Source organism: Thalassolituus alkanivorans, assembly GCF_020447205.1.
In the GTDB taxonomy this organism is placed as follows: domain Bacteria; phylum Pseudomonadota; class Gammaproteobacteria; order Pseudomonadales; family Oceanobacteraceae; genus Venatoribacter; species Venatoribacter alkanivorans.
On the sequence record NZ_JAJAEL010000044.1, the window covers coordinates 34,911 to 58,775 of the forward strand.

General features: G+C 54.3%; 20 protein-coding genes. 14 read left to right on the forward strand and 6 right to left on the reverse strand.

Going from position 1 to position 23,865, the window contains the following annotated elements:
* Positions 1 to 36: 36 nt before the first annotated feature.
* The 4 genes from yrfG (at position 37) to LGT44_RS17870 (ending at position 3,703) form a co-directional block, all read left to right on the forward strand.
* Positions 37 to 693 (forward strand): GMP/IMP nucleotidase, encoded by a 657-nt coding sequence (gene yrfG, locus LGT44_RS17855; RefSeq protein ID WP_225691360.1) that lies wholly within the window; start codon positions 37 to 39, stop codon positions 691 to 693.
* Positions 694 to 696: 3 nt separating this feature from the next.
* Positions 697 to 1,095 (forward strand): ribosome-associated heat shock protein Hsp15, encoded by a 399-nt coding sequence (gene hslR, locus LGT44_RS17860; RefSeq protein WP_145467161.1) that lies wholly within the window; start codon positions 697 to 699, stop codon positions 1,093 to 1,095.
* Position 1,096: 1 nt separating this feature from the next.
* Entirely contained in the window at positions 1,097 to 1,954 is an 858-nt protein-coding gene (hslO, locus tag LGT44_RS17865) for an Hsp33 family molecular chaperone HslO (RefSeq protein WP_145467163.1), read from the forward strand.
* Positions 1,955 to 2,164: 210 nt separating this feature from the next.
* A complete protein-coding gene (locus tag LGT44_RS17870; protein WP_230332148.1) occupies positions 2,165 to 3,703 on the forward strand; it encodes a phosphoenolpyruvate carboxykinase in 1,539 nt (512 codons plus the stop codon).
* Positions 3,704 to 3,765: 62 nt separating this feature from the next.
* Here the strand turns inward: LGT44_RS17870 and LGT44_RS17875 are convergent, their stop codons facing one another.
* Positions 3,766 to 4,908 carry a helix-turn-helix transcriptional regulator gene (locus LGT44_RS17875; protein ID WP_230332147.1) on the reverse strand — a complete coding sequence of 381 codons (1,143 nt, stop codon included), beginning with the start codon at positions 4,906 to 4,908 and terminating at the stop codon, positions 3,766 to 3,768.
* Between the two features lie 276 nt (positions 4,909 to 5,184).
* Here LGT44_RS17875 and LGT44_RS17880 point away from each other — a divergent pair, with 276 nt between their 5' ends.
* From LGT44_RS17880 to gshA, 4 genes are all read left to right on the forward strand, one after another.
* Complete coding sequence (locus LGT44_RS17880; RefSeq protein WP_230332146.1) at positions 5,185 to 6,768, forward strand: hypothetical protein; 1,584 nt, start codon at positions 5,185 to 5,187, stop codon at positions 6,766 to 6,768.
* A gap of 159 nt (positions 6,769 to 6,927) precedes the next feature.
* Positions 6,928 to 8,439 carry an SPFH domain-containing protein gene (locus LGT44_RS17885; protein WP_230332145.1) on the forward strand — a complete coding sequence of 504 codons (1,512 nt, stop codon included), beginning with the start codon at positions 6,928 to 6,930 and terminating at the stop codon, positions 8,437 to 8,439.
* Positions 8,440 to 8,527: 88 nt separating this feature from the next.
* Positions 8,528 to 10,864, forward strand: coding sequence for a Tex family protein (locus LGT44_RS17890; protein WP_145467171.1), 2,337 nt, complete (start codon positions 8,528 to 8,530; stop codon positions 10,862 to 10,864).
* 161 nt (positions 10,865 to 11,025) lie between these two features.
* Complete coding sequence (gene gshA / locus LGT44_RS17895; protein ID WP_230332144.1) at positions 11,026 to 12,594, forward strand: glutamate--cysteine ligase; 1,569 nt, start codon at positions 11,026 to 11,028, stop codon at positions 12,592 to 12,594.
* A gap of 181 nt (positions 12,595 to 12,775) precedes the next feature.
* On the opposite strand, the gene LGT44_RS17900 is transcribed toward gshA, so the two are convergent.
* The gene (locus LGT44_RS17900) at positions 12,776 to 13,213 is read right to left on the reverse strand and encodes a flagellar basal body-associated FliL family protein (protein ID WP_225691353.1); all 438 of its coding nucleotides are present in this window, start codon (positions 13,211 to 13,213) and stop codon (positions 12,776 to 12,778) included.
* Positions 13,214 to 13,378: 165 nt separating this feature from the next.
* Between LGT44_RS17900 and LGT44_RS17905 the strand changes: the two genes are divergently transcribed.
* The 3 genes from LGT44_RS17905 to LGT44_RS17915 all read left to right on the forward strand — a co-directional run bounded on the left by LGT44_RS17905 (position 13,379) and on the right by LGT44_RS17915 (position 15,616).
* Complete coding sequence (locus LGT44_RS17905) at positions 13,379 to 13,909, forward strand: disulfide bond formation protein B (protein WP_145467177.1); 531 nt, start codon at positions 13,379 to 13,381, stop codon at positions 13,907 to 13,909.
* Between the two features lie 163 nt (positions 13,910 to 14,072).
* On the forward strand, positions 14,073 to 14,546 hold the full coding sequence (gene rsd, locus LGT44_RS17910) for a sigma D regulator (RefSeq protein ID WP_145467179.1): 474 nt from the start codon (positions 14,073 to 14,075) through the stop codon (positions 14,544 to 14,546).
* Positions 14,547 to 14,647: 101 nt separating this feature from the next.
* Positions 14,648 to 15,616 carry a WD40 repeat domain-containing protein gene (locus LGT44_RS17915; RefSeq protein WP_230332143.1) on the forward strand — a complete coding sequence of 323 codons (969 nt, stop codon included), beginning with the start codon at positions 14,648 to 14,650 and terminating at the stop codon, positions 15,614 to 15,616.
* Positions 15,617 to 15,646: 30 nt separating this feature from the next.
* Here the strand turns inward: LGT44_RS17915 and LGT44_RS17920 are convergent, their stop codons facing one another.
* Positions 15,647 to 16,087: a DUF4124 domain-containing protein gene (locus LGT44_RS17920; RefSeq protein WP_230332142.1), complete on the reverse strand. Its 441-nt coding sequence runs from the start codon at positions 16,085 to 16,087 to the stop codon at positions 15,647 to 15,649.
* A gap of 153 nt (positions 16,088 to 16,240) precedes the next feature.
* On the opposite strand from LGT44_RS17920, the gene LGT44_RS17925 reads away from it, so the two are divergent.
* Positions 16,241 to 16,990 carry a ParA family protein gene (locus LGT44_RS17925; protein ID WP_225691349.1) on the forward strand — a complete coding sequence of 250 codons (750 nt, stop codon included), beginning with the start codon at positions 16,241 to 16,243 and terminating at the stop codon, positions 16,988 to 16,990.
* 78 nt (positions 16,991 to 17,068) lie between these two features.
* Positions 17,069 to 18,169, forward strand: coding sequence for a hypothetical protein (locus LGT44_RS17930; protein WP_230332141.1), 1,101 nt, complete (start codon positions 17,069 to 17,071; stop codon positions 18,167 to 18,169).
* A gap of 28 nt (positions 18,170 to 18,197) precedes the next feature.
* Here LGT44_RS17930 and LGT44_RS17935 read toward each other — a convergent pair whose 3' ends face one another.
* Complete coding sequence (locus LGT44_RS17935) at positions 18,198 to 18,713, reverse strand: TIGR02444 family protein (protein ID WP_230332140.1); 516 nt, start codon at positions 18,711 to 18,713, stop codon at positions 18,198 to 18,200.
* A 26-nt stretch (positions 18,714 to 18,739) separates the two neighbouring features.
* Here LGT44_RS17935 and LGT44_RS17940 point away from each other — a divergent pair, with 26 nt between their 5' ends.
* Positions 18,740 to 20,644 carry an ATP-binding cassette domain-containing protein gene (locus LGT44_RS17940; RefSeq protein WP_230332139.1) on the forward strand — a complete coding sequence of 635 codons (1,905 nt, stop codon included), beginning with the start codon at positions 18,740 to 18,742 and terminating at the stop codon, positions 20,642 to 20,644.
* Positions 20,645 to 20,711: 67 nt separating this feature from the next.
* On the opposite strand, the gene LGT44_RS17945 is transcribed toward LGT44_RS17940, so the two are convergent.
* Positions 20,712 to 23,210 (reverse strand): heavy metal translocating P-type ATPase, encoded by a 2,499-nt coding sequence (locus tag LGT44_RS17945; protein ID WP_230332138.1) that lies wholly within the window; start codon positions 23,208 to 23,210, stop codon positions 20,712 to 20,714.
* Between the two features lie 58 nt (positions 23,211 to 23,268).
* Positions 23,269 to 23,679, reverse strand: a complete 411-nt coding sequence (gene cueR, locus LGT44_RS17950; protein WP_225691343.1) for a Cu(I)-responsive transcriptional regulator — start codon at positions 23,677 to 23,679, stop codon at positions 23,269 to 23,271.
* Between the last annotated feature and the right edge of the window lie 186 nt (positions 23,680 to 23,865).

Genomic DNA, 23,865 nt, shown 5'->3' on the forward strand with positions numbered 1-23,865 from the left:
TGTTTTAATAGACATTCCGATTGCGAGTATAACCCTATGAGCCTGACCAACTGGCAACAAATTGATACCGTGCTGCTGGACATGGATGGCACTCTGCTGGATCTGCATTTCGACAATTATTTCTGGCTCGACCACCTGCCGGCGGTCTACGCCCAACAGCACGGCCTGAGCGAGGAAGAGGCCCTGGCTGAGCTGAACAAAAGCTTTGTCGGCCTGCGCGGCACCCTCGACTGGTATTGCCTCGATTACTGGACCGAACTCACTGGCCTGCCCATCGCCGAACTGAAGCGCGATGTGCAGCATAAGATCGGTTTCCGCCCGCACGTGCAGGATTTCCTCGCCCGCCTTAAGCAATTGGGCAAACGCACCGTGATCGTCACCAACGCCCACCGTGACAGCGTAAACCTGAAAATGGAGCGCACCGGCCTTGATCAGCTGGTCGACCGCGTCATCAGCTCCCACGATTACCGCGAGCCGAAAGAAAGTCAGGCATTTTGGGATCACCTGCAGCGTGATGAAGGATTCGATCCGGCCCGCACCCTGCTGATCGACGACAGCCAGCCTGTGCTAGAATCCGCCGCCCGCTGGGGCATCGCTTTCCTGCTGGCGATTTTCCATCCCGACAGCCAGAAAGAACCCAATACCGACAGCCGCTTCCCCGGCATTCATCATTTTGATGAGCTGGATTTTTAAGATATGACTGACAACAAAGAAAAGATCCGTCTCGACAAATGGCTCTGGGCCGCGCGTTTTTTTAAAACCCGCGCACTGGCCAAGGCCGCTATTGAAGGCGGCAAGGTGCATGTCGACGGTCAGCGCTGCAAGGTCAGCAAAACCGCCGAACTGGGCGCCCGCCTCAGCATCCGTCAGGGCTTCGACCAGAAAGAAGTGCTGATCACCGCGCTGTCCGATCAGCGCCGCGGCGCACCGGAAGCCCGGTCGTTATACGAAGAAACCCCGGAGAGTATTAAACAGCGCATGGATGAAGCCGAACGGCGGCGCATTATGAAGGCCTCCATGCAGGTGCCCGACCACAAACCCAACAAGAAAGAGCGCCGCGATATGCGTCGTTTTGAGCACAACCAGGATTACTGACATGAGCAATACCAGCCGCGACACGCTGCAGCGTTTCAGCTTCGACAACACCGACATCCGCGGTGAGATTACCCACCTGCAGGACAGCTACCGCGAAGTACTGCGCCGCCACCAGTACCCGCCGCGCATTGCCGTTGCCGTCGGTGAGCTGATGGCCGCTACTGCCCTGCTCAGCGCCAGCCTGAAATTTGCCGGACGCCTGACTCTGCAGATGCGCCTGCCGGGCAACGTCACCTTACTGCAGGCCGAAACCAACGAAAAAGGCCAGCTGCGCGCCATCGCCCGTTACGATGAGAGCGCCGGCGACAGCGAACTGCGCTTTGACGATGGTCAGCTGGTGATCACCATCGAGCCGGAACAGGGCCAGCGTTATCAGGGCATTGTCAGCATAAATGGCGGCAATATCGCCCAGGCGCTGGAAGAGTACTTCACCCAGTCCGAACAGCTGGGCAGCCACTTCTGGCTGGCCTGTGACGGTCAGACTGCCGCCGCGCTGATGCTGCAGAAAATGCCGACGCCCGCCGGTCAGGTCACCGATACCGATGCCTGGGACAGAGTCAGCCACCTGGCCTCCACCATCCGTAACGACGAACTGCTGGGATTGGATGCCGCCACCGTGCTGCACCGCCTGTTCCACGAAGAGCAGACCCGTATTTACCCGGCCTCTGAGCTGAGCTTCTTCTGCACCTGCTCCAAGCCGCGCATCGCCAACGCTCTGCATCAGATGGGTTACGACGAGCTGAACAGCATGATTGAAGAAAACGGCAAGATCGATATCACCTGCGAATTCTGCCAGCAGAGCTACGTCTTCGACCGGCCACAGGTAGAAGAGCTGTTTCCGGAACGGAATCCACATTAAAAGTGGCGATAACCCGAGTCCTCATAAGGGGACTTTTCGGGACAGCCATTTCACCTCAAAAGACAGGGCTTAGCGTTTAACCAATTTTCTGGCATAATCACGCGCCTTCAACTTTGGGTTCGCCCGTGTACCCTCAGGGCGGTATAGAGAACATCAGAGTATGGCCACAAGCCGTGCGCTAATTATGAGGACCCGTTTGGGCACCGATATATGACCACTGTTTACACCGATTTATCGACACCGTTACTGGTAGAACAAGCAATCCTGCGTGGCGAAGGCCAGCTGCAGGACAACGGCGCACTGGTTGTTGAAACCGGTATCCGTACCGGCCGTTCTCCGATGGACCGCTTCATCGTCGAAGAGCCAAGCAGCAAAGACGCCATCGACTGGGGCAACATCAACCGCCCATTCGACGCCGACAAGTTCGATGCTCTGTGGGAACGCGTGGAAGAGTATCTGGCCCAGCACGACAGCTTCGTGTCACACGTACACGTGGGTTCCGATCCGCAGCACTACCTGCCGGTGAAAATGACCACTCAGACTGCCTGGCAGAACCTGTTTGGCCGTAACCTGTTTATCCGTCCGGAAACCTACAACCCTTCTGACAAAGAAGAGTGGCAGATCCTGAACGTACCAGGCTTCGAATGTGTTCCTGAGCGTGACGGCACCAACTCTGACGGCGCGGTTATCCTGAACTTCGCCCAGCGCAAAGTACTGCTGGCCGGTATGCGTTACGCCGGTGAAATGAAGAAAGCCATGTTCGGCGTGCAGAACTTCCTGCTGCCGGAAAAAGACGTGCTGCCAATGCACTGCTCCGCCAACGTTGGCGATGACGGCGACACCTGTCTGTTCTTCGGTCTGTCCGGTACCGGTAAAACCACCCTGTCTGCTGACCCTGAGCGTTTCCTGATTGGTGACGACGAACACGGCTGGGGCAAAGGCACCGTATTCAACATCGAAGGCGGCTGCTACGCGAAAACCATCGATCTGTCTCAGAAGAACGAGCCGATCATCTGGAACGCCATCAAATTCGGCGCCATCGTTGAAAACGTTGTGATCGATCCGGTTACCCGCGTTGCCGATTACACCGACGTTTCCAAAACCGAAAACACCCGTTGCGCCTACCCGCTGGAACACGTTGAAAAACGCGTTCTGGAAAACATGGCCGGCGAACCTAAAGCGGTTATCTTCCTGACCTGTGATATGACCGGTGTACTGCCACCTGTTTCTATCCTGACCAAAGAACAGGCGGCTTACCACTTCCTGTCCGGTTACACCGCACTGGTGGGTTCCACCGAAATGGGCGGCAGCAAAGGTCTGAAGTCTACTTTCTCTACCTGCTTCGGCGCGCCATTCTTCCCGCGTCCGGCTGGCGAATACGCGGAACTGCTGATCAAGCGCGTTACCGAATTCGACTCTCAGGTTTATCTGGTTAACACCGGCTGGACCGGCGGCGCTAACGGTGCCGGCGGTGAGCGTTTCAGCATCCCGACTACCCGTGCTGTGATCTCTGCAATCCAGAACGGTAAACTGCGCGGCGTTGAAACCGAGACTGTGCCTGTGTTCAACCTGCTGGTTCCTAAGACTCTGGAAGGCGTTGACAGCAAACTGCTGAACCCACGCAACACCTGGGCCGATGCCGACAAGTACGACGAAGCTGCCCGTAACCTGGCTGCCCAGTTTGTAGAAAACTTCAAGAAGTACGATGTCTCTGACGCCATCGTTGCTGCAGGCCCGCAGCTGGATTAATTCCTGCTTAGCGGCCATAAAAAACGGGAGCTTCAGCTCCCGTTTTTTATGGCTGTCATTTCTTATTCCGGACTGCCACTCAGCGGAATCATGGTCTGAATAATAATCCGGATAACATCCTGCTGCGTGTTGACGCCAAGCTTGTTAAAAACCGCTTTCATCTGGCTGCGTACGGTTTCCAGCGCAGTACCATTATGTTCTGCAATATCTGCCAGCTTAAGTCCGTTCACCAGACATAACGCCACCTGAGCTTCAGCATTGGTCAGAGCAAATATTTCTGCCAGCTGTCCGGCGGAGATGTTCATTTTCCCTCCGGGGTCGCTGATATATACCGTCGCATAGCGCTCTTCTCCGCTATGCATCGGGTGTCTGCCAGATTCTTCCGCAGCAGAAATAAACAGAACCAGTGGAAACGAAAATTGCGGATGGGAAAAAGAAACGGTGGTAACGGTTGGTTTATCCTGCTCTGTCTCGCTGTGCAGAACATCCAGTACATTCTGCAGAGCAAACTCCAGTTGCTTCTGATTCTCGCGGTTATGAGCCTGCAGTTTATTGTCGACCAGCGACAGTCCTTTGTGCTTACTGATAACAAATTCGGCAACCGAGTTGCAGAATTTTACCTCTCCGTATTGATCGATCAGCAACATGCCCATAGGCATTTTGGATACCAGCGACATCAGGCTGTGAGTTTCGCTACGGGCATTATCTAATTCCCGCTGAATTAAAACGGAACGACAGATATGCGGAGAAATAAGCCGCATGATCCTGATTTCTTTGTCTGTATATGCGGGCGCATTAAATGAACGGTGTACCGCCAGTCCAACACGGATTTCATTGTCTTTATGCAGATCGACAACGGAGATATGACCGATATCCGCAGGCTTCAGAATAAACTGATAATATGAAGGACTATTATTTTTTAACTCTTCTGCCGGCAATATTGTGACATCATTTACCGGGGTTTTTATAAGAGAAAACGTATTATCGTAACGTCCAAGTCCGGTGTTATAAGCAAGCGCAAGAATGCGGCTGATACCGTGTATGCTGATGATCTTCCGGCTGCCGGAGTTCTGATTCTCGATGATCAGCACACTGGATTTTGACTGTGTCAGCAGGCAGAGTTTTTCCATCACCACCTCCCAATGCCTGGGTTTGTACGAGGCTTCATAAATATCCCCGACAAAATCCAGCAAATCATCCTGCATAACAACTCCGGATAACAGGCTTGTCCGGATAGCAAACGTATTCCGGTTAAACCCTGGTAAATTTTCTGACATTGCTGCAGCGGAATATATTCATCCAACTATCAACAACAAATTTCATACATATAAGTAATAGCAGAATACCTGCTCACATCCTCCTGTCCACCCACATAACCCATATGGGGGATGCCCTCTCAGGCTGTGCAGGTAATGATATCGACATACGCCTGCATGCGGATTTCCGCTCAGATTGATTACAAATAAATAAGGACTTCAGCCATGAAATTACTGCCACTGGTTTTTATCTCCAGCTGTAGCCTGCTTACTGCCTGTGGTGGTAGCAGTGGAGACTCTGACAGCGACAACGATGACGACAACAGCACACCGGTGAATACCGCGCTGTTTGTTGATTCAGGCGTAGCCGGGCTCAATTACAGCTCGCCCAGCCATCAGGGCACCACCAATACGCTGGGCGCTTTCCCTTATGAACCGGGTGAAACCACCACCTTCAGTTTTGCCGGGCTGACACTGGGCAGCATTACCATTGCTGAAGGTACAGGCACGCTGACGCCACTGGATTTATTTAATACCAGTGATGTAAATGATCAGCGGGTGAAAAATACGCTGGTGCTGCTGCAAAACCTTGATAGTGACGGTAATGCCCAAAACGGCATTACATTGCAGCCATTTCCGGAAGGCAGCGGAGCTGATATTTCCGCGCTGGATTTAGCCGCCGACTCGGCCGATTTCAGCAGCGCGTTACTCAGTGCGGCATTTCCTGACGAGCCCGGCCGCGAGCTGATATCCGAAGAAGATGCTCAGGCTCACTTCGAACAAAGCCTCAGCGCTATTAATGCCGGACTGCAACTGACCGGCACCTGGCTGGAGCGTAATGACAACGGTGAAATCCGCTACAAATATACCTACGAAAGTAATGGCAATATGACTGCGGTCAGTTATTCAAACTGCACTGACGACGACTTTTACCGTGCACCAACCGAAGCGTCGGTGAATCGTAATTGTCGTGTTTCCAGCGCCTCCTACACCTATGAGTTTTCTGAGCGGGTACTGACCATCTACAGTAATGGTGAATTCGCCGATCGCTGTACCGTGCTGCGCTCAAGTGAGTACGCCTACGACGCCACCTGCACCACCGATGAATTTATTCACCTGGAGCGCGTCATTACTGAACTAAGCAACAACCTGATTGCCGACAGCTACCGGCTGGTCACGGTTGGCAGCAGCAGTTTCAGTGAACTTACATTCGACAAAGAGAGCGGTACCGGCTCCTACCAGAGCTATACCGATGGCATCGCCGGCAGTGGCAACACCGACTCCGGAACCTTTACCTGGTCCGCCTCCGGAAATACGCTGACGTACTCCGGCACTCACGAAGACGGCATTGCCACTTTCGCCGATACCCTGACCCTGAAAAATAATAACGCCGGCATCCGTGGTGCACTGGTGACCACCTCTGCCGCTGAGGAAGGTACAACCCAGCTGTTGATTCCTTACTTTGACAGCAGTCTCGCCGCTAACTTTTTTAGTCAATCGTTATATGGGATTTACGATGCTGTCAGTGGCGTCTGTCTGGCGGTTTACGACGGTGGTACAAAACTGGACAACGCTGGCAACAACGATATCTGCAAATACGATCCGGCTGACTTCGGCAACACCACAGCCTCCATTAACTTCACCGAGCGTCATGGTTCACTGGTACTGAGCGAAGGTGGTGAAGATGATATTTGCTGGCCGGTATCGCGCATTATCACCTCCGAAAACGGCAGCTACACCCTGATGGCCTGCTCACCGGATAATGGCGGCCCGGACAGCTTTAACTACCAGCTCTGGTACGCACTGTGATTGCCAGATAACTGAAAAAACGGGAGCTTCGGCTCCCGTTTTTTTTATGCCTTTGACCAGCGTCACAACTGCACAGTCTGTACATTGAGCCGGCGCGAATCCGCCGTTAGACTCCGTCTTCCAAAATTTCTGATAACTCTCTGACAACAAGGAACTGTTATGGCCTTCTGGGGAATTCTTACCGGCGTACTCTGTATTGCCGCCATTATCGCATTGGGTTTTTTCCGTGCCGCCCAGCACATGAAAGTTGAGCGTATGCGCAGTGAGCTGGAATCTCAGGGCGTGGCTGCTGAAGATATCAGCAGCCGTCTTGATTCCATCACTTACGATATTCCCCAGCAGGTTGCGCCGTCGCTGGTGATTGCTGCGGTTATTTCTTTTGCGTTTGGCATGTTCAATCAGGTGTTTTTCTACGCAGAGCCGGGTTTTGTGTACCACGTACGCACTATCACCGGTGAAGAAAAAGTAGTCTCAGACGTGGGCTACAACACCTACCTGTTCGGCCGCTATAACGCCTGGAAACGATCGATGACAGTACAGGCCGTTGTCGGTAAACGTGAAGAACTGACAGCCGAGCGTGACGATGCCTTCGCCAGCGCACTGCTGCCACCACTGAACATTATGTTCCTTGATCAGGTGGATGCTGATGCCGAAGCCACCGTGCGTTTTTCCATCCCGCAGGATCAGGAGCACTTCCTGAAACTCGCCCACGAATACCGTTCTCCGGAAAATCTGCTGCGTACCGCGCTGATTCCGGCCTTTAAAGAAACGCTGCAGTCCACCGCATCGCTGATGGGTGCCGAAGAATATTATTCCGGCGGCCGCTCAGGGTTTAACTCTGAATTTGAAAATCAGATGGCTAACGGGATTTACATCGTCAAACGGGAAGAGCAGCTCAGCCGCAGCAACCGTAAACAAAAATCCTCTGCCAATGCCGCACTGGGCGAAGAGCAACAGGATTATGGTGACGAAACCAAAATCGAATTTGTGGTTATGAAACAAGTCGACGACAACGGCATTCCAAAGCGCAAGGTGCAGAAGTTCACCAACTTCGGCATTACCGTACTGGATGCCCGCGTCACCGATATGCGCCCTAACAAAAAATTCGTTGAACGTATGCAGCTGAAGCAGAAAGCATCCGCCGACCGTGCGATTGCCCGCGAACAGCGGATTCAGGAAGAAGAACAGCGCCTGCTGGCCATTGCCAAAGGTGAGCGTGAAGTAGCAGAGCGTCAGGCCAAAGCCAAGGTAGAGCAGATTCAGCACACCACCGAAGCGGAAACCGAAAAGCAGCTGGCCATTACCGGTGCCGAAAAACTGAAAGAACAGGCTGAAATTGCCAAAGAAACCGCCCAGATCGAACTGGAGAAAGCGCGCATCGAAGCCGAAACCCAGCGCACTCTGGCGGACGCTGAAGCCTATCAGAAGAAAGTGATTCTGCAGGCCGATAACGCCCTCGCGCAGAAACTGCAGGCCGAAGTTGAAATCCAGAAACTCTGGGCCGAAGCCTTTGCCAAACGTCAGGTGCCAACCAACGTCTTTGGTGGCAATGGCAGCGGCGGTGCACCGGTTGGCTCCGATGCCGAAACCAAAGCTTTTATGCAGATGCTGACCCTCGATGCCGCCAAACGTCTGAATTACGACCGCGACATCACCAAAGCCAAGAAGTAAGTCATACTTTTTGCCGGGCTCAGCACATGAGCCCGGCCCACAAGTCCGTTATACTCCCCCCGGTTTTATCGTTTCCCCTGAGAGTGTTATGAGTCACGAATCCATCGGTTCCCGTATTGCTGAAGAACTGGGCATCCGCCCACAACAGGTTGCAGCCGCTGTCGCGCTGCTGGATGAAGGCGCCACCGTGCCCTTTATTTCCCGATACCGTAAAGAAGTCACCGGCTCGCTGGATGACACTCAGCTGCGTACGCTGGAAGAGCGTCTGCGTTATCTGCGCGAGATGGAAGACCGCCGCGCCTCGATCCTGAAAAGCATCGAAGAACAGGGCAAACTGAGCGACGAGCTGAAGCGCGATATTTTAAGCGCCGACACCAAAACCCGCCTCGAAGACCTGTACCTGCCCTACAAAACCAAACGCCGCACCAAAGGCCAGATCGCCATCGAGGCCGGTCTGCAGCCACTGGCTGAAGCGCTGCTGGATAACCCGGCGCTTGACCCGGAAGCCGAAGCAGCCGGATTCCTCAACGCTGAACAGGGCGTGGCCGATACCAAAGCGGCCCTCGACGGTGCCAAGTACATTCTGATGGAGCGCTTCGCCGAAGACGCCAACCTGCTGGCCAAGCTGCGTACCTTTATGCAGCAGGAAGCCACCCTGTCGGTGCGTGTTGTTCCTGGTCAGGAAGGTGCGGGGGCCAAATTTGCTGACTATTTCGAACATGATGAAGCGCTGAAAGGCGTGCCCAGCCACCGCGCACTCGCCATTCTGCGTGGCCGTAACGAAGGCATATTGAGCTTCTCGCTGGTCACCGGTGATCCCTCCGACAAACTGACGCCAAGCCCGTGCGAAGGCATGATCGCCTCACATTTTAATATCGAACAACAGGGCCGTGCCGCCGACCGCTGGCTGGCCGAAGTGGTGAAATGGACCTGGCGCATCAAACTGCTCACTCACCTCGAAACCGAGCTGATGGGCAACCTGCGCGAAAGCGCCGAAGAAGCGGCGATTAAAGTCTTTGCCGATAACCTGAAAGACCTGCTGCTGGCCGCTCCGGCTGGCCCGAAAGCCACCATCGGCCTCGATCCGGGTTTGCGTACCGGGGTGAAAGTCGCGGTGGTCGATGCCACCGGTAAAGTGGTCGATCACTGTGCGATCTTCCCGACACCACCACAAAACCGTATCGCTGAGTCCGAAGCCGTGCTGATGGCTTTAATCAGCAAACACAATGTTGAACTGATCGCCATCGGTAACGGTACCGCCAGCCGCGAGACCGATAAATTCGTCGGCGATATGCTGAAGAAATTCAAAGCCACTCAGGTACAGAAAGTGATGGTGAACGAGGCCGGCGCTTCCGTTTACTCCGCGTCTGAGCTGGCGGCGAAAGAATTTCCGGATCTCGACGTAACCATCCGCGGTGCGGTGTCCATTGCCCGCCGTCTGCAGGACCCGCTGGCCGAGCTGGTAAAGATCGAGCCAAAGTCCATCGGTGTCGGCCAGTATCAGCACGATGTGAACCAGAGCCAGCTGGCACGCACGCTGGATGCGGTGATCGAAGACTGTGTGAACTCGGTCGGTGTTGATCTGAACACCGCCTCAGCGCCGCTGCTGACCCGTGTGTCCGGCCTGAACAGCACTCTGGCAAACAATATTGTTGCCTTCCGCGATGCCAACGGTGCCTTTAACAGCCGCGCCGATCTGCTCAACGTGCCACGTCTGGGCGGTAAAACCTTCGAACTGGCCGCCGGTTTCCTGCGCATTATGAACGGCAGCAACCCGCTGGATGCCTCGGCCGTGCACCCGGAATCTTACCCAGTGGTGGAGAAGATCGCGCACCAGTTCTCGCGTGATGTTGCCAGTCTGGTCGGCGATGGCGCGCTGCTGAAGTCGGTTAATGCCGCGCAGTTTACCGACGACAAAGTCGGTGAAATTACCGTTAAAGATATTCTCAATGAGCTGCAGAAACCGGGCCGCGATCCGCGTCCGGAATTCAAATTCGCCCAGTATCAGGAAGGCGTGGAAGAGATCAGAGATCTGAAGCCAAACATGGTACTCGAAGGGGTAATCACCAACGTCGCCGCCTTCGGTGCTTTCGTCGATATCGGCGTGCATCAGGATGGTCTGGTACACATTTCCGCACTGTCCGACACCTTCGTCAAAGACCCGCGTGATGTGGTGAAAGCCGGCGATATCGTCAAAGTTAAAGTGATGGAAGTGGATGTCGCGCGTAAGCGTATCGGCCTGTCGATGCGTATGAGCGACGATGCCAATGACCGCGCCAACGAACGCACACCCGGCGAAAAACCGCAGCGCAATGGCCAGCGGGCGAACGGTGCGCCAAACCGCAACAGCTTTGGTGATAAAGCCCAGGCTCAGGGCGCGATGGCCGGTGCGCTGGCTGCCGCGTTTGCCAAAGCAAAGAAATGACCTTCACCAGCATGACACTGGCTCCCCACAGAGATGCTGCGGGAGCCAGGCATTCCCTTGCAGGCAACAATGAATACCACCAGCCTTACCGTTGGGAGGTATCGTCCGCCGGCAATTTCCCCCTATAATCCGGCGATCTGTGTTTCTGCCCCGAGGCGACTTTGGCTAATTATCAACAAGCCCTGAATCTGTTCAGCGACCCGCAACATCTGGCACTGCTGGCACGTTTACAGCGTGGTATCGAAAAAGAAGGCTTACGCTGCTCACCTCAGGGCATCATCAGCCAGAAACCGCATCCGAAAGGGCTGGGTTCGGCACTGACCCACCCAAGTATCACCACCGACTATTCCGAAGCTCTGCTGGAATTTATTACGCCGGTTTTCGAAAGCGCTCACGAGGCCCATGCCTATCTGAGTATTGCTCACCGCTACGCGTACAAACAGCTGGATGGTGAGCTGATCTGGCCAAGCTCCATGCCCTGTATTCTGCAGGGTGAGATGAGCATTCCGATTGCCCATTACGGCAGTTCTAACCTCGGCCAGCTCAAGCATGTTTACCGTCATGGTTTGTGGCACCGTTATGGCCGTACCATGCAGACCATTTCCGGTATTCACTACAATTTCTCGCTGCCGGCGGAAATCTGGCCGCTGCTGCAGGCCAACGATGAACGCGGCGATCAATACAGCCCGCAGAGTTATATCTCGGCGCGTTATTTTGGGCTGATCCGTAATTTCCGCCGCTATTCGTGGCTGCTGATGTACCTGTTCGGCGCCTCGCCAGCAGTGTGCGCCAGCTTCCTCGCCGGGCGTGATCACAAGCTCGACCGCCTCAATGAGCACAGCCTGTATGCGCCTTATGCAACATCGTTGCGCATGAGCGATCTGGGTTATCAGAACAATGCCCAGTCTGATTTGATGGTGTGCCATAACACCGTCGACAGCTATATCAAAACCCTTGGCAAGGCGATCAGCGCGCCGGTTCAGGCCTACGAAGAGATTGGTCTGCAGGACGAGCACGGCCACTACAAGCAGCTGAACACCAATCTGCTGCAGATCGAAAATGAATACTACAGCGATATCCGTCCCAAGCGCGTTGCCCGCAATGGTGAAAAACCGCTGCAGGCGCTGGATAAATACGGCGTCGAATATATTGAAGTGCGCTGCACCGATGTGAACCCTTTTATGCCACTGGGTATCGACGTGCCGCAGATGCAGTTTATGGATCTGTTCCTGACCTGGTGTCTGCTGCAGCCAAGCCCGGATATCGACGAAGACGAATACTGGCGCATCAAACGCAACCAGCAAAAAACCGTGATGGAAGGCCGTCGTCCGGGCCTGATGCTGGAACAGGGCGGCAGCGATATCAGCCTGCAGCAATGGGGCATGACCATACTCGACGAGATGAAAGAGCTGGCCATCATGATGGACCGCGCCAGCGGTGAAACTTTCCATATCGACACCCTCGGACAACAGCGCCTTAAGCTGGCCGACAGCCGCCTGACGCCGTCTGCGCAGGTATTGCTGCAATTACAGGAAAGTAGTCTGGAGTTTGCCGAGCTGACCCTGCAGCAGGCTGAACGTCACCGCAAAACCCTGAGCGAAAACCTTGGCCCGCAGGTCTACCAGCAATGGCAGCAAATGGCGCGCGATTCGCTGGCGGCACAGGAAGAACTGGAGCAGTCAGACAACATGCCATTTGCCGAATATTTAGCGCATTATCTGCAACGCTGAGCGGAGCGGCAGGCAATAAAAAGGGAGGCATTGCCTCCCTTTTTAATTTTCACGGTGAATTCCGCACCGTTAATTCTGTGCTCTTAATTCTGTGCTCTTAATTCTGTGCTCTTAATTCTGTGCTCTTAATTCTGTGCTCTTAATTCTGTGCTCTTAATTCTGTGCTCTTAATTCTGTATCTTTAATTCTGAACAACGAAATTACTGAAATATAAATCGTCGATCAGTGGCGAACCTTCCAGCTGCACCATCAGTGCCCGTACTTCATCCAGTGCAACCTTACGCAATGACTCACGCCCCTGCGAGCTGTTCATGGTTTCTGATTCCTGCGCACTCAGCAGCATCACCAGGTTATTGCGGATATATGGTTTATGCTGACTGACAGCCGCTGCCGCCTCATTACCGGAGACTTTCAGCGCGATTTCGGTACGCAGATATTTCATCCGCCCGGTGCTGCCATAATTCACCACAAACGCCGGTTCCAGATGAATATACTTGGTCTGATTTGCTACCGCCGTTTCCTCCTCTGCCTGAACAACCTGGCTTATACCTGCCGTTGTCATCAGCAGCCCCAGCATCAGTCCCGTTGCTGACATTAACTTCCAAAACCTGCGGAACATACCGCCACTCCTCCTGACTAATTTGAGCCCGTTAATACGGATTTAACAGCACCTGACCCGGCCGCCTCGGCTGCCGCCCTATTGATCTTAGACCAGATCCTCCGGATTGTGGCTGTGTTAGACTTCAACCAAACCAGGCGAGAAGCGCCGGATCGTGGAATTTTTATGAAAACATTTCTGAAATCACTGTCATTACATCACGGCTATCTGGCCGGCTTTCTGTCCTGCGCTGCGCTGCTCGCAGCCGCTTACTACTTTGAATACGCACTCTATCTTGAGCCCTGCCCTCTGTGCATGGTACAGCGTCTGGCAACACTCGCCATCGGACTGGGTTTTCTGGCCGCATTTATCGCGCGCCAGCGGGGCGATAAACCGGCCAGCTGGGCGTTGCGTATCGCGTTAATATTCACGTTGTTGTCAGCCATAGGTGGTGTCTGGGTCGCCGATCACCATGTCTGGCTGCAGAATCTGCCACCGGAAGATGTTCCGGCCTGTGGTCCCGGATTCGATTACCTGATCGAAACACTGCCGCTGAGCGAGCTTATCGGTGTCATGCTGCGCGGTAACGGTAACTGCGCCGATGTATCCTGGAGCTTTGTTGGTCTGAGCATGCCGGAATGGACGCGTCTCTGGTTTCTGGGTTATGCCCTTGCCGCTGCTTTTGCCCTGTTCCGCGTCTGGCCACGTCAGCGCTGAGCAGAACGCTGAAGAGCAAGCAGAAAACCTTGATTTCACAAGGCGGAAAACAGAAAAAAGCTGCTTGCTTCGCCCTTTTTGACCGGCCTATAGTGTCTGCATACCCTCAGAACAATAATGCTGCGACCCGGAACACCAAAGCAGGGTCGCCAAGGAGAAGAACATGCTGGAAGGTTGCAAAACTGCACAGGAACGCTGGGGCGGCGTTCATAAACTGATTGATGGCTGGCTCAGCGGTCGTCAGGAACTGATCGTTTTATTCTGCAATCTGTCTGCCAGCAAACCGCTGTCAGCAGAACAACCGCTGGGGCCGGGCATTCAGCGCTTCTGCCAGAGCATGATGGATTACTGCTCCGCCGGTCATTTTGAAATTTACGAGCAACTGATCAACGAAGCCAAAGAATATGACGATGGCGGCCTGGAACTGGCTTCCACACTGGTTCCCAAACTCGACGAACTGACCGGACGCTGTGTCGATTTTAATGACACCTACGACCAGCACTGCACCTTTGAAGAACTGGCGCAGTTGCCAAAAGATTTATCAGCAATCGGTGAAATTCTGGAAGAGCGTTTTGAACTGGAAGACCAGTTAATCGAACGCCTGCACACCATTCACCGCGAACTCGTGACCGAATAACTCTTCCTGCTTTTGCTCTCCGGTTCCCGCGCGCGGCGGGAGCCGCACAATCCCACCAGACGAACTACACTGATACAGAATTTATCTGCAACGGGTTTGCCATGATTCTGCGTGTGCGGCATTTATCTTCTGCCTTACTTCTTTCTCTGACCCTGCTCCTGAGCGCCTGCGACGGTGGTAAAGCGCCCGCCGATATCCGTGAAGTTGCGCGTCAGGGTGCCTATTCCATGCGTTTTTCAGCCAACGGTAATGAGCTGATGGTGGGCAGCCTGCATCATGGTGGCAGTCTGTGGAGTATCAGCCCGCCAGAGCGCCTGATTGACTGGAATCACAAAGCCGATGACTACAGCAGCATCACCAGCAGTGCGTTTTCTCCGGAAGGGAACTTTGTTGCCACCACCGACAACCGCACCATCGTTCTCTGGGCACGCGACAGTGGTGAGGCTGTGTGGTTCTGGAATTCACCCGGCGATATTCAGGACATCGCCCTGACCAGTAACGGCAGCTACGCACTGCTGGCGATGGCCGATTACACCGCCACACTGTTTGATATTAAGAATGGTGGTATTCGTTTGCGTCTCGCGCATGATGGTACGGTTTACGATGTCAGCGTCAGCGATAACAGCCTGCTCGCCGCCAGCGCCAGCGACGACCTGAACGCCCGTATCTGGAATCTGGAAAACGGTAAATTACTGCATCAGATCAAACACAATAATCAGGTAAAAACCGCTCAGCTTTCTGCCGACGGACGCCTGCTGTTTACTTCGGCATTAAATGAAAGCGGCAAAATCTGGGATGTTGCTTCCGGGCGTTTATTACAACAGATTGACCGCACCCGTGGTCATTACAGTGCCGCTCGCTTTTCCGCCAATAACAGCCAACTGTTAACCGGTAACAGTTCCGGCCAGATCGAATTGTGGAACACTGCTGATGGCACACGCAGCCAGATCTGGCGGGCGAGCCCGCGTGATACCTGGGTAAGCAATAATGTTCTGGTCGAAGACGTTGCCTTTCACAACGACGAATGGCTGGCCGCAGGCTCGAACGGACTGCTGTATTTTCTGCGCTAGAGTCGTTCAGTACCCGTCAGAAGCAGGCGTTCAGCGCGCCTGATCAATCTCTTTTTTATGCTGATCCACCAATGCCTGCACGCCCTTGGCATCGTCCAGCAGTTTGGGAATATCCGCCGGATTTACCGTCATCGGTAGCCCGGGCAGTGGCGCTGCCGGTTCCTGCTGTGGTTTTTTCCCGCTGTCGGCTTCGCTGTCTTTGTCCGGCAGCTTCACGCTCTGAATCACATTGGCAGCGGTATCGATATCAACCGCCTGCGCAGTAACCCCTTCAGGAACCTCATCACCAAAGTGCCAGACACCATCCTTATCCTGCCACTTATAGTAAGTTTGCCGTGTATCTTCGGTCGACAGCAGCTCTTGCTTATCATCGAACGACATCAGTGGTTTGCCATCCGGGCCTTTAATAAAGTAAGGCGCCGCAACTGCCAGCCCCAGAATAAACAGCATAAAAGCTATTTTACTTTTCATTTGATCATCCTTGTGATTCATTCCACGGCCAGAGATTATAACCTATGCTACAAATGCGCTGGGCAAAAAGCGCCCGTAATAATTATAGGTATACCCGGAGTCTGTTGACACTCAGTTCAGTACATCAGACCCAGGGGAAACAGGGATATTTAAGTGACAGAAACGCTAACGCCACAAGATGCTCCGGCAACCGTCCGGGTTATCAGTCGCGCGGCTCCTGTTCGCATAATGATTGCGAACGCCAAAGGCGGCTGTGGCAAAACCACCATGGCAACCAATCTGGCCAGTTACTTTTCCCGGCAGGGTGAAGTCACGGCGCTGATTGACTATGACCCGCAGGGATCATCCATGGACTGGTTACAGGCACGTGACCAGCATCTGCCCAAAATCAGTGGAGTGCCGGCTTTTCAGCGCCACGTGCCCAGTGCATCGACCAGGGTCTGGAGCCTGCGTGTTCCAGCCAACACCAGCCGTGTGATTCTCGATACTCCTGCTGGCCTTGCCGGTAACGAATTATCCGATCTTATTCAGCAGGCTGACCTGATTGTTATTCCGGTGATTCCTTCCGCCATCGACATCCGTGCCGCCACCGGTTTTATCCGTGACGTACTCCTTTCCCGGGCTTATCGGATTAATCCGAAGCCCATCGCTGTGGTCGCTAACCGGGTGCGTAAAAACACGCTGATTTATGCCAAGCTCGAACGCTTCCTTAACAGCCTGCAAATTCCTTTTATCGCCGCACTGCGCGATACTCAGTTCTATGTCCGTGCCAGTGAGCATGGATTAGGTCTGATCGATTTCGATCAGCAGGATTCAAAAGACGAAAAAGAATGGCAGCCTTTGCTGCAATGGTTGACTAATACCATTGAAAATATTCGTCTCCAGAGCGAAAAAGACAAATAAATTCACCTAAAATAAATAGATGATTTTAATTCATTTCGTATAATGCCCCGACGATCAAACCCGAATGAGGAATTGCACATGGCCGCCCGCAAAAAAGCACCTGCAAAAAAAACCGCTCAACCCAAAGCAAAAGCCGCTGTAAAAACAGTTGCTAAAGCTGTTGTTAAGAAAGCAGTAGCAAAAAAACCTGTTGCCAAAAAAGTTGTAGCGAAGAAGCCGGTAGCGAAAAAAGCGGCGGTTAAAAAAGTCGTTGCTAAAGCAACTGCTCTGAGTGCAGTACAGCAACTGGAAAAAGATATCGCAGCACTGCAGGCCAAACTGGCTACTGCCCGTGCCAAAGAGCTGAGCGATGCAGAGAAAGCCGTTGCCAAAGCAACGGCCACTCAGGCAAAAGCCAATGAAAAACTGGCCAAAGCCAATGCCGCACGCAAAACCGTTGCTGACAAAGTAAAAGCCAAGAAAACCCCTGCCGGTGTTCGCCAGCTGGAAACCGCCCGCAGCCGTGTTGAAGCAGCTAAAACCGAAGCGGCTGCAGCAAAAGAAGCTGCAGTTGCTGCCAAAGCTGCAATGGCAGCTCTGACTCTGGAAGCAAAATCTCGCGCGGCACTGGACAAAGTCATCGCTGATTTTGAAAAAGCTCAGGCTAAACTGGCAACCAAAGCACCGGCCAAAAAGAAAGCCGTTGCCCGTAAGCCTGCCGTGAAAAAAGCCGTTGCTGCTCAGCCAGCTGCTCCTGCTGCTGCCGAAAAACCAGCGGCTGCCAAAAAAGCTCCGGCTAAGAAAGCCGCTGCCAAACCTGCCGCCAAGAAAGCAACTGCTGCAAAACCTGCAACCAAAGCCGCTGCTAAACCTGCAGCAGCCAAACCAGCGGTTAAGAAAGCGGCCGCCAAGCCTGCAGCTAAAAAACCCGCTGCGAAAAAGCCAGCCGCTAAACCAGCAGCTCCTGTCGCCGCTGCTGAAGCAGAAGTGAAAGACGTTGCCGTTGAAGCTGCAAAGGTTGAAGCACCGGCTGTTGCAGCTCCTGTTGTTGAGAAACAGACAGCTGAAACACCAGTCGTTGAAAACGCAAAAGTTGAAGCTCCTGTAACAGAAGCGCCGGCAGCACCAGTAGCCGAAACTCCTGCTACTGAAACTCCGGCTGAAGACAGCGACAAGTCCAGCCTGTTTGGTAATAACTAAGCTGCTGCATTGTCATTACCTGGCGAAGTTACTTCGCCAGTAATAACAGCTGTTGTAAAAGAGGCCCACGGGCCTCTTTTTTTTGTGCCGTCACTGAACCGTTATCGGCCATCGTGATGTTCTGCAGTAACGTCAGGTTAACTGCACTGCAATCTGCCTGCTCTGTCAGTGCCTGCTGTTGCAGCCAGGTGAATATCAGCCGTATAGCTTCCTGCTCTGCCTGTAATTCACTTTGCAGTAATTGCTTACGTAATACAGCCTGCTGCGAACGCAGCGGTTCGGCATTTAAGTGTGAACGTGCCTGCCGTATTGGCAGAATCACCTGCTCACGCCAACGAAAGTAGTCACCGGCTTCCGCCAAACTGTCTGGTAACAAACATTGCTGCTTACCCAGCCACAACGCCGTCAGCAGCAACAACACATCCATACCGGCATCGTTCTGCAGGTTCAGCAACGTCTGCTGTACTCCGGGGCGTGCATAAAATGTCAGGGCGAACTCCCACAGTGGGTTATCACCGCTTTCTGTGGCAAACTGCGCCGCCATTGCCGTCACCTTTAATTAGCCAAGTTATGATCGAATTTAATCAGGTTTCCCTGCAGCGCGGAACGCAAACTCTGCTCAAAGACTGTCAGCTGCGTATTCACGATGGGCAGAAAATGGCACTGATCGGTCCGAACGGGGCCGGTAAGTCGAGTTTATTTGCGCTGCTGAACGGTGAACTGCAGGTGGACGGTGGCGATCTGTACATTCCGCCAAAGTGGCGCATTGCCCATATGCGCCAGGAAGTGGAAGCCAGCGAGCGCAGTGCGCTGGATTACGCGATGGATGGCGATGCCATTTACCGCCGCATCGAGCACGGCATTGCCAACGCCCAGAATGATAACGATCTGACCCACTGGCTGGATCAGATGGATCAGCATCAGGGTTACAGCGTGCCGGTAAAAGCCGAGCAACTGCTGCACGGTCTTGGCTTCAGCAAAGAAGAATTGCAGCGTCCGGTTAAAAGCTTTTCCGGTGGCTGGCGTATCCGCCTGAATCTGGCGCAGGCGCTGATGATGCCGTCCGATTTACTGCTGCTCGACGAACCAACCAACCACCTGGATCTCGAAGCAACCCTGTGGCTTGAGCAATGGCTGAAAAATTATCCCGGCACACTGTTATTTATTTCCCATGACCGCGATTTTATCGACGGTGTTGCCAACAATATTGTTCACCTGCATCAGCAGACGCTGACGCTCTATCCGGGCAACTACAGCGCTTACGAGCGTATCCGTGCGGAAAAACTCGCACAGCAGCAAACACTGTTTGAAAAACAACAGGTGCGTGTGGCCGAGATCGAACAGTTCGTTGCCCGCTTCCGCGCCAAGGCCAGTAAAGCCAAACAGGCACAGAGCCGCTTAAAAGAATTGCAACGCATGGAGCTGATCGCGCCGGCGCATGTGGATTCACCTTTCCGCTTTGAATTTCCGTGCTACGAAAAAATGTCAGCGCCACTGCTGGCCATTGATCATGCCTCGCTGGGTTATGCCGGCAAAACCATTCTGCCCGATGTGCGCCTGTCGATTGTACCGGGCCATCGCGTTGGTCTGCTCGGCCCTAACGGCGCGGGTAAATCAACGCTGCTGAAAACCCTGTGCAACGAAATTGCCATGCTCAGCGGTGAACGCTCCGAAGGCGAACATCTGCGCATTGGTTACTACGCTCAGCACCAATTGGAATCTCTGGATGTGAAAGCCTCCGGCGCGCTGATATTGCAGCGTTTAAAACCGAAAGCATCCGATCAGGAAATCCGTAATTTCCTCGGCGGTTTTGGTTTTCATGGTGATAAAGCACTGGAAGTGATCGAGCCCTTTTCCGGTGGCGAAAAAGCCCGCATGGCGCTGGCCTGTGTCGCCTGGATGAAGCCCAACCTGCTGATTCTGGATGAGCCGACCAACCACCTGGATATCGAAATGCGCGAAGCCTTAACGCTGGCGCTGCAGAATTTCCCCGGTGCGATTTTAATCGTCAGCCACGACCGTCACTTATTAAAAGCAACCGTCGATGAATACTGGCTGGTCGATAACGGCAAGGTGCAGGAGTTTGATGGCGACCTCGACGATTACCATCACTATCTGCAACAGCGGGAAGAAATGCCTGCCTATGGCAGCGACGGCACAGTAACACCTGCAACCAGCGCTGCGGCCAACGTGCCACAGACAGATCGCAAAGAACAGAAACGTCTGGATGCCGAAAAACGCCAGCGTCTGGCTCCCCTGCGCAAGCAACAGCAGGCAGCGGAAAAGCAGATGGAGAAATTCCAGACTCAGCTCAGCGCGGTCGAAGAAAAATTATCCGACACCGGTCTGTACGATGCCGAGCGCAAAGCAGAGCTTAATCAGTTGCTGCAGGAACAGGGCAAACTGAAAAGTGCGCTGGAAGAAGCTGAGATGGAATGGATGGAGCTGACCGAACAGCTGGAGCAGGCGGAATAATATCCGCCTGCTTTACCTGTTTTTTAACAGCATGCTTTTAACAACAGGTATTTAACAACAACCTGAATCAGCCAAGCACCGCTTTAAAACGCTTCAGCCGCAGCGCATTACTCAGCACAAACACACTCGACATTGCCATTGCGCCCGCCGCCAGCATCGGCGACAACAACACACCATAAGCCGGATACAACGCACCGGCTGCCAGTGGAATCAGCAGGGCGTTATAGGCAAATGCCCAGAACAGATTCTGGCGGATATTGCGCAGGGTCGCCTGGCTGATGGCCAGCGCATTCGGCACCGCCCGCAAATCGCCGTTCATCAGCACCACATCGGCTGCTTCAATGGCGATATCGGTACCCGTGCCAATGGCTAAGCCGACATCCGCTTCGGCCAGTGCCGGCGCATCGTTAATACCATCACCAACAAAAGCCAGTGCACCGTAACGGGCGCGCAGAGTTTTCAGCGCTTCTACTTTGCCTTCCGGCATCACTCCGGCAACCACCTCGTCGATACCGAGCTGCGCAGCAATCGCCTGCGCGGTGCGTTCGTTATCGCCGGTAATCATCGCCACTTTTAAGCCCAGCGCATGCAGGGCATTAATGGCCGCAGGAGTGGTGTCTTTAACAGGATCAGCCACCGCAATGACTGCCGCTAATTGCCCGTCGATGGCGGCGTACAGCGGGCTCTTACCCGCCGCGGCCAGCGCCGCACTCTGCGCGGCTAAAGGCCGTAATTCCGCGCTCATTAAATCCAGCCCGAGCTGCTGCATAAAACGGTCGGCGCCGATTTCAACACGCTTGCCATCGACCAGCGCGCGGATACCCAGACCGGGAAGCGCGCTGAATTCCTGCGGCTCACTCAGTGTCAGAGAACGCTCTCTGGCGGCGCGTACAATAGCCTCAGCCAGCGGATGTTCAGAATGCTGTTCGGCGGCGGCGACTAATGCCAGCAGACTGTCTTCTTCAAAACCCGGCTGACAGATCAGGTTGGTCAGCTCCGGCTGGCCTTTGGTTAACGTACCGGTTTTATCCAGCGCGACGATTTTACTGTCACGCAGGCTCTGAAGCGCATCGCCACGGCGGAACAGAATACCCAGTGCCGCGGCCCGCCCGGTGCCGACCATAATGGAGGTTGGCGTCGCCAGCCCCATGGCGCAGGGGCAGGCAATAATCAGCACGGCAACGGCATTAATCAGGGCAAAACTCAGCGCCGGTTGCGGGCCGAACAGCAGCCAGACCACAAAGGTCAGGGCGGCAATGGCCATCACCAGCGGTACAAAGATGGCCGTGACTTTATCGACCAGCGCCTGAATCGGCAGCTTCGCACCCTGCGCCTGTTCGACCATGCGGATAATCTGTGACAACAGGGTATCGCCACCCACTTTTGCGGCACGGAACGTCAGCGCGCCGTTTTTATTCACCGTGCCACCCACAACTTCATCTCCGGGGGCTTTCGCCACCGGTAACGGTTCTCCGGTGAGCATGGATTCATCCACATAGGATTCGCCTTCCAGCACCTCGCCGTCGGTGGCAATACGCTCACCGGGGCGCACCACCAGCACATCACCCACCTGAATATCCGCCAGTTCAACATCCACCAGCTCTGTTCCGCGTTTGACCCGTGCAGTTTTTACCTGCAGACCCAGCAGGTGCTGAATGGCTTCGCCGGTACGGCCTTTGGCGCGCGCTTCGAGTAAGCGCCCCAGCAAAATCAGGGTAACGATCACCGCCGCCGCCTCAAAATACACATGGCGCGTACCTTCCGGCAGCCATTGCCCGGCGAAGGTCACCACCAGCGAAAAGCCCCAGGCCGATAAACTGCCCAGCGCCACCAGTGAGTTCATATCCGGTGCGCGACGCCATAACGCCGGCAGACCCTTAGTAAGAAAACGCCGGCCGGGGCCAAACAGCACCAGCGTGGTGAGCACTAACTGGATGCCCCAGTTCATTGGCTGGCCCAGAGTCTCTGCCAGCCACTGCTGCATGCCCGGAATAATGTGTGCGCCCATTTCCAGCACAAACACCGGCAATGTCAGCCCGGCGGCCAACCAGAAATCACGCTGTAACTGCTGCTGTTCCTGTTCGCGCCGGGCGTTGTCGTCATCACGCTCAGCGGCCAGAGGTGTGGCATCGTAACCTGTGCTGCGGACCGCTTTGATTAACGCTGCCGCATCCAGATTACCGGCCAGTACTTCCACCGTGGCGGTTTCTGCCGCCAGATTGACCTGCGCACTGAGCACGCCGGGCAGACTGAGCAGGGCTTTTTCGACCTTGCCGACACAGGATGCGCAGCTCATACCGATCACCGACAGCTGATACTGCTCAGTGCGGGTTTCATAGCCGCAGTCTTTGACCGTTTGCAGCAGCGCCTGTGTTTGCCCATCGGCCGCCAGAGTCACCTCGGCTTTTTCACTGGCCAGATTGACGCTGGCGGCGCTGACACCCGGCGTCGCCAGTAAGGCCTGTTCGACACGGCGCACACAAGAGGCACAGCTCATGCCGATCACCGGCAATTGCAGCACGGCAGCAGAATCATCAGAGGTGGGAATAGCAGTAGATTGAGTCATCGTTCTGTCCTGTCAGGAAAGCAATGACTGCAGTGTGAACCTTACCATGGTGGTAAGGTCAAGCGTCTGAATGAACGCCGTCGTCTGCCGCCAGCTGAGCAAGAATCGCGCAGTGCGACTGGTCATCGCCGGAGCAGGCGGCCACCATCTCCTGCAAGGTGCTGCGCATGGCATGCAGCTCCTGAATTTTATGTTCCACTTCCTGCAGATGCTGCCCCGCCAGTGCCTTAACCTCACGCGCGGAACGTTGCGGATCGGCCCATAGCGCCAGCAGCTCACCGATTTGCGGCAGTGAAAACCCCAACAGCCGTGAACGGCGGATAAACCTCAGCATTTCAACATCCTGTGCCGAATACTGACGATAACCCGCAGCGGTACGCGCTACCTCAGGCAGTAGCCCACTGCTTTCATAATGGCGGATCATCTTTGCCGATACACCGGCCTGAGCGGCCGCTTCACCAATGTTCACTCTGATATCTCCTATCGTCTTCGCGCTTACCATCCCGCGCAGCAGCACAGAGGTCAAGCCTGCGAAGCTCACACCTTTTCCTGATTGATAGCGCTGTTAATTATGAACAGACATTCATCAATACATTAATCATCTTAATGTTATCAACAGCCCGGCCGACACCCTGTGCATAACCCGCCAAAAGGA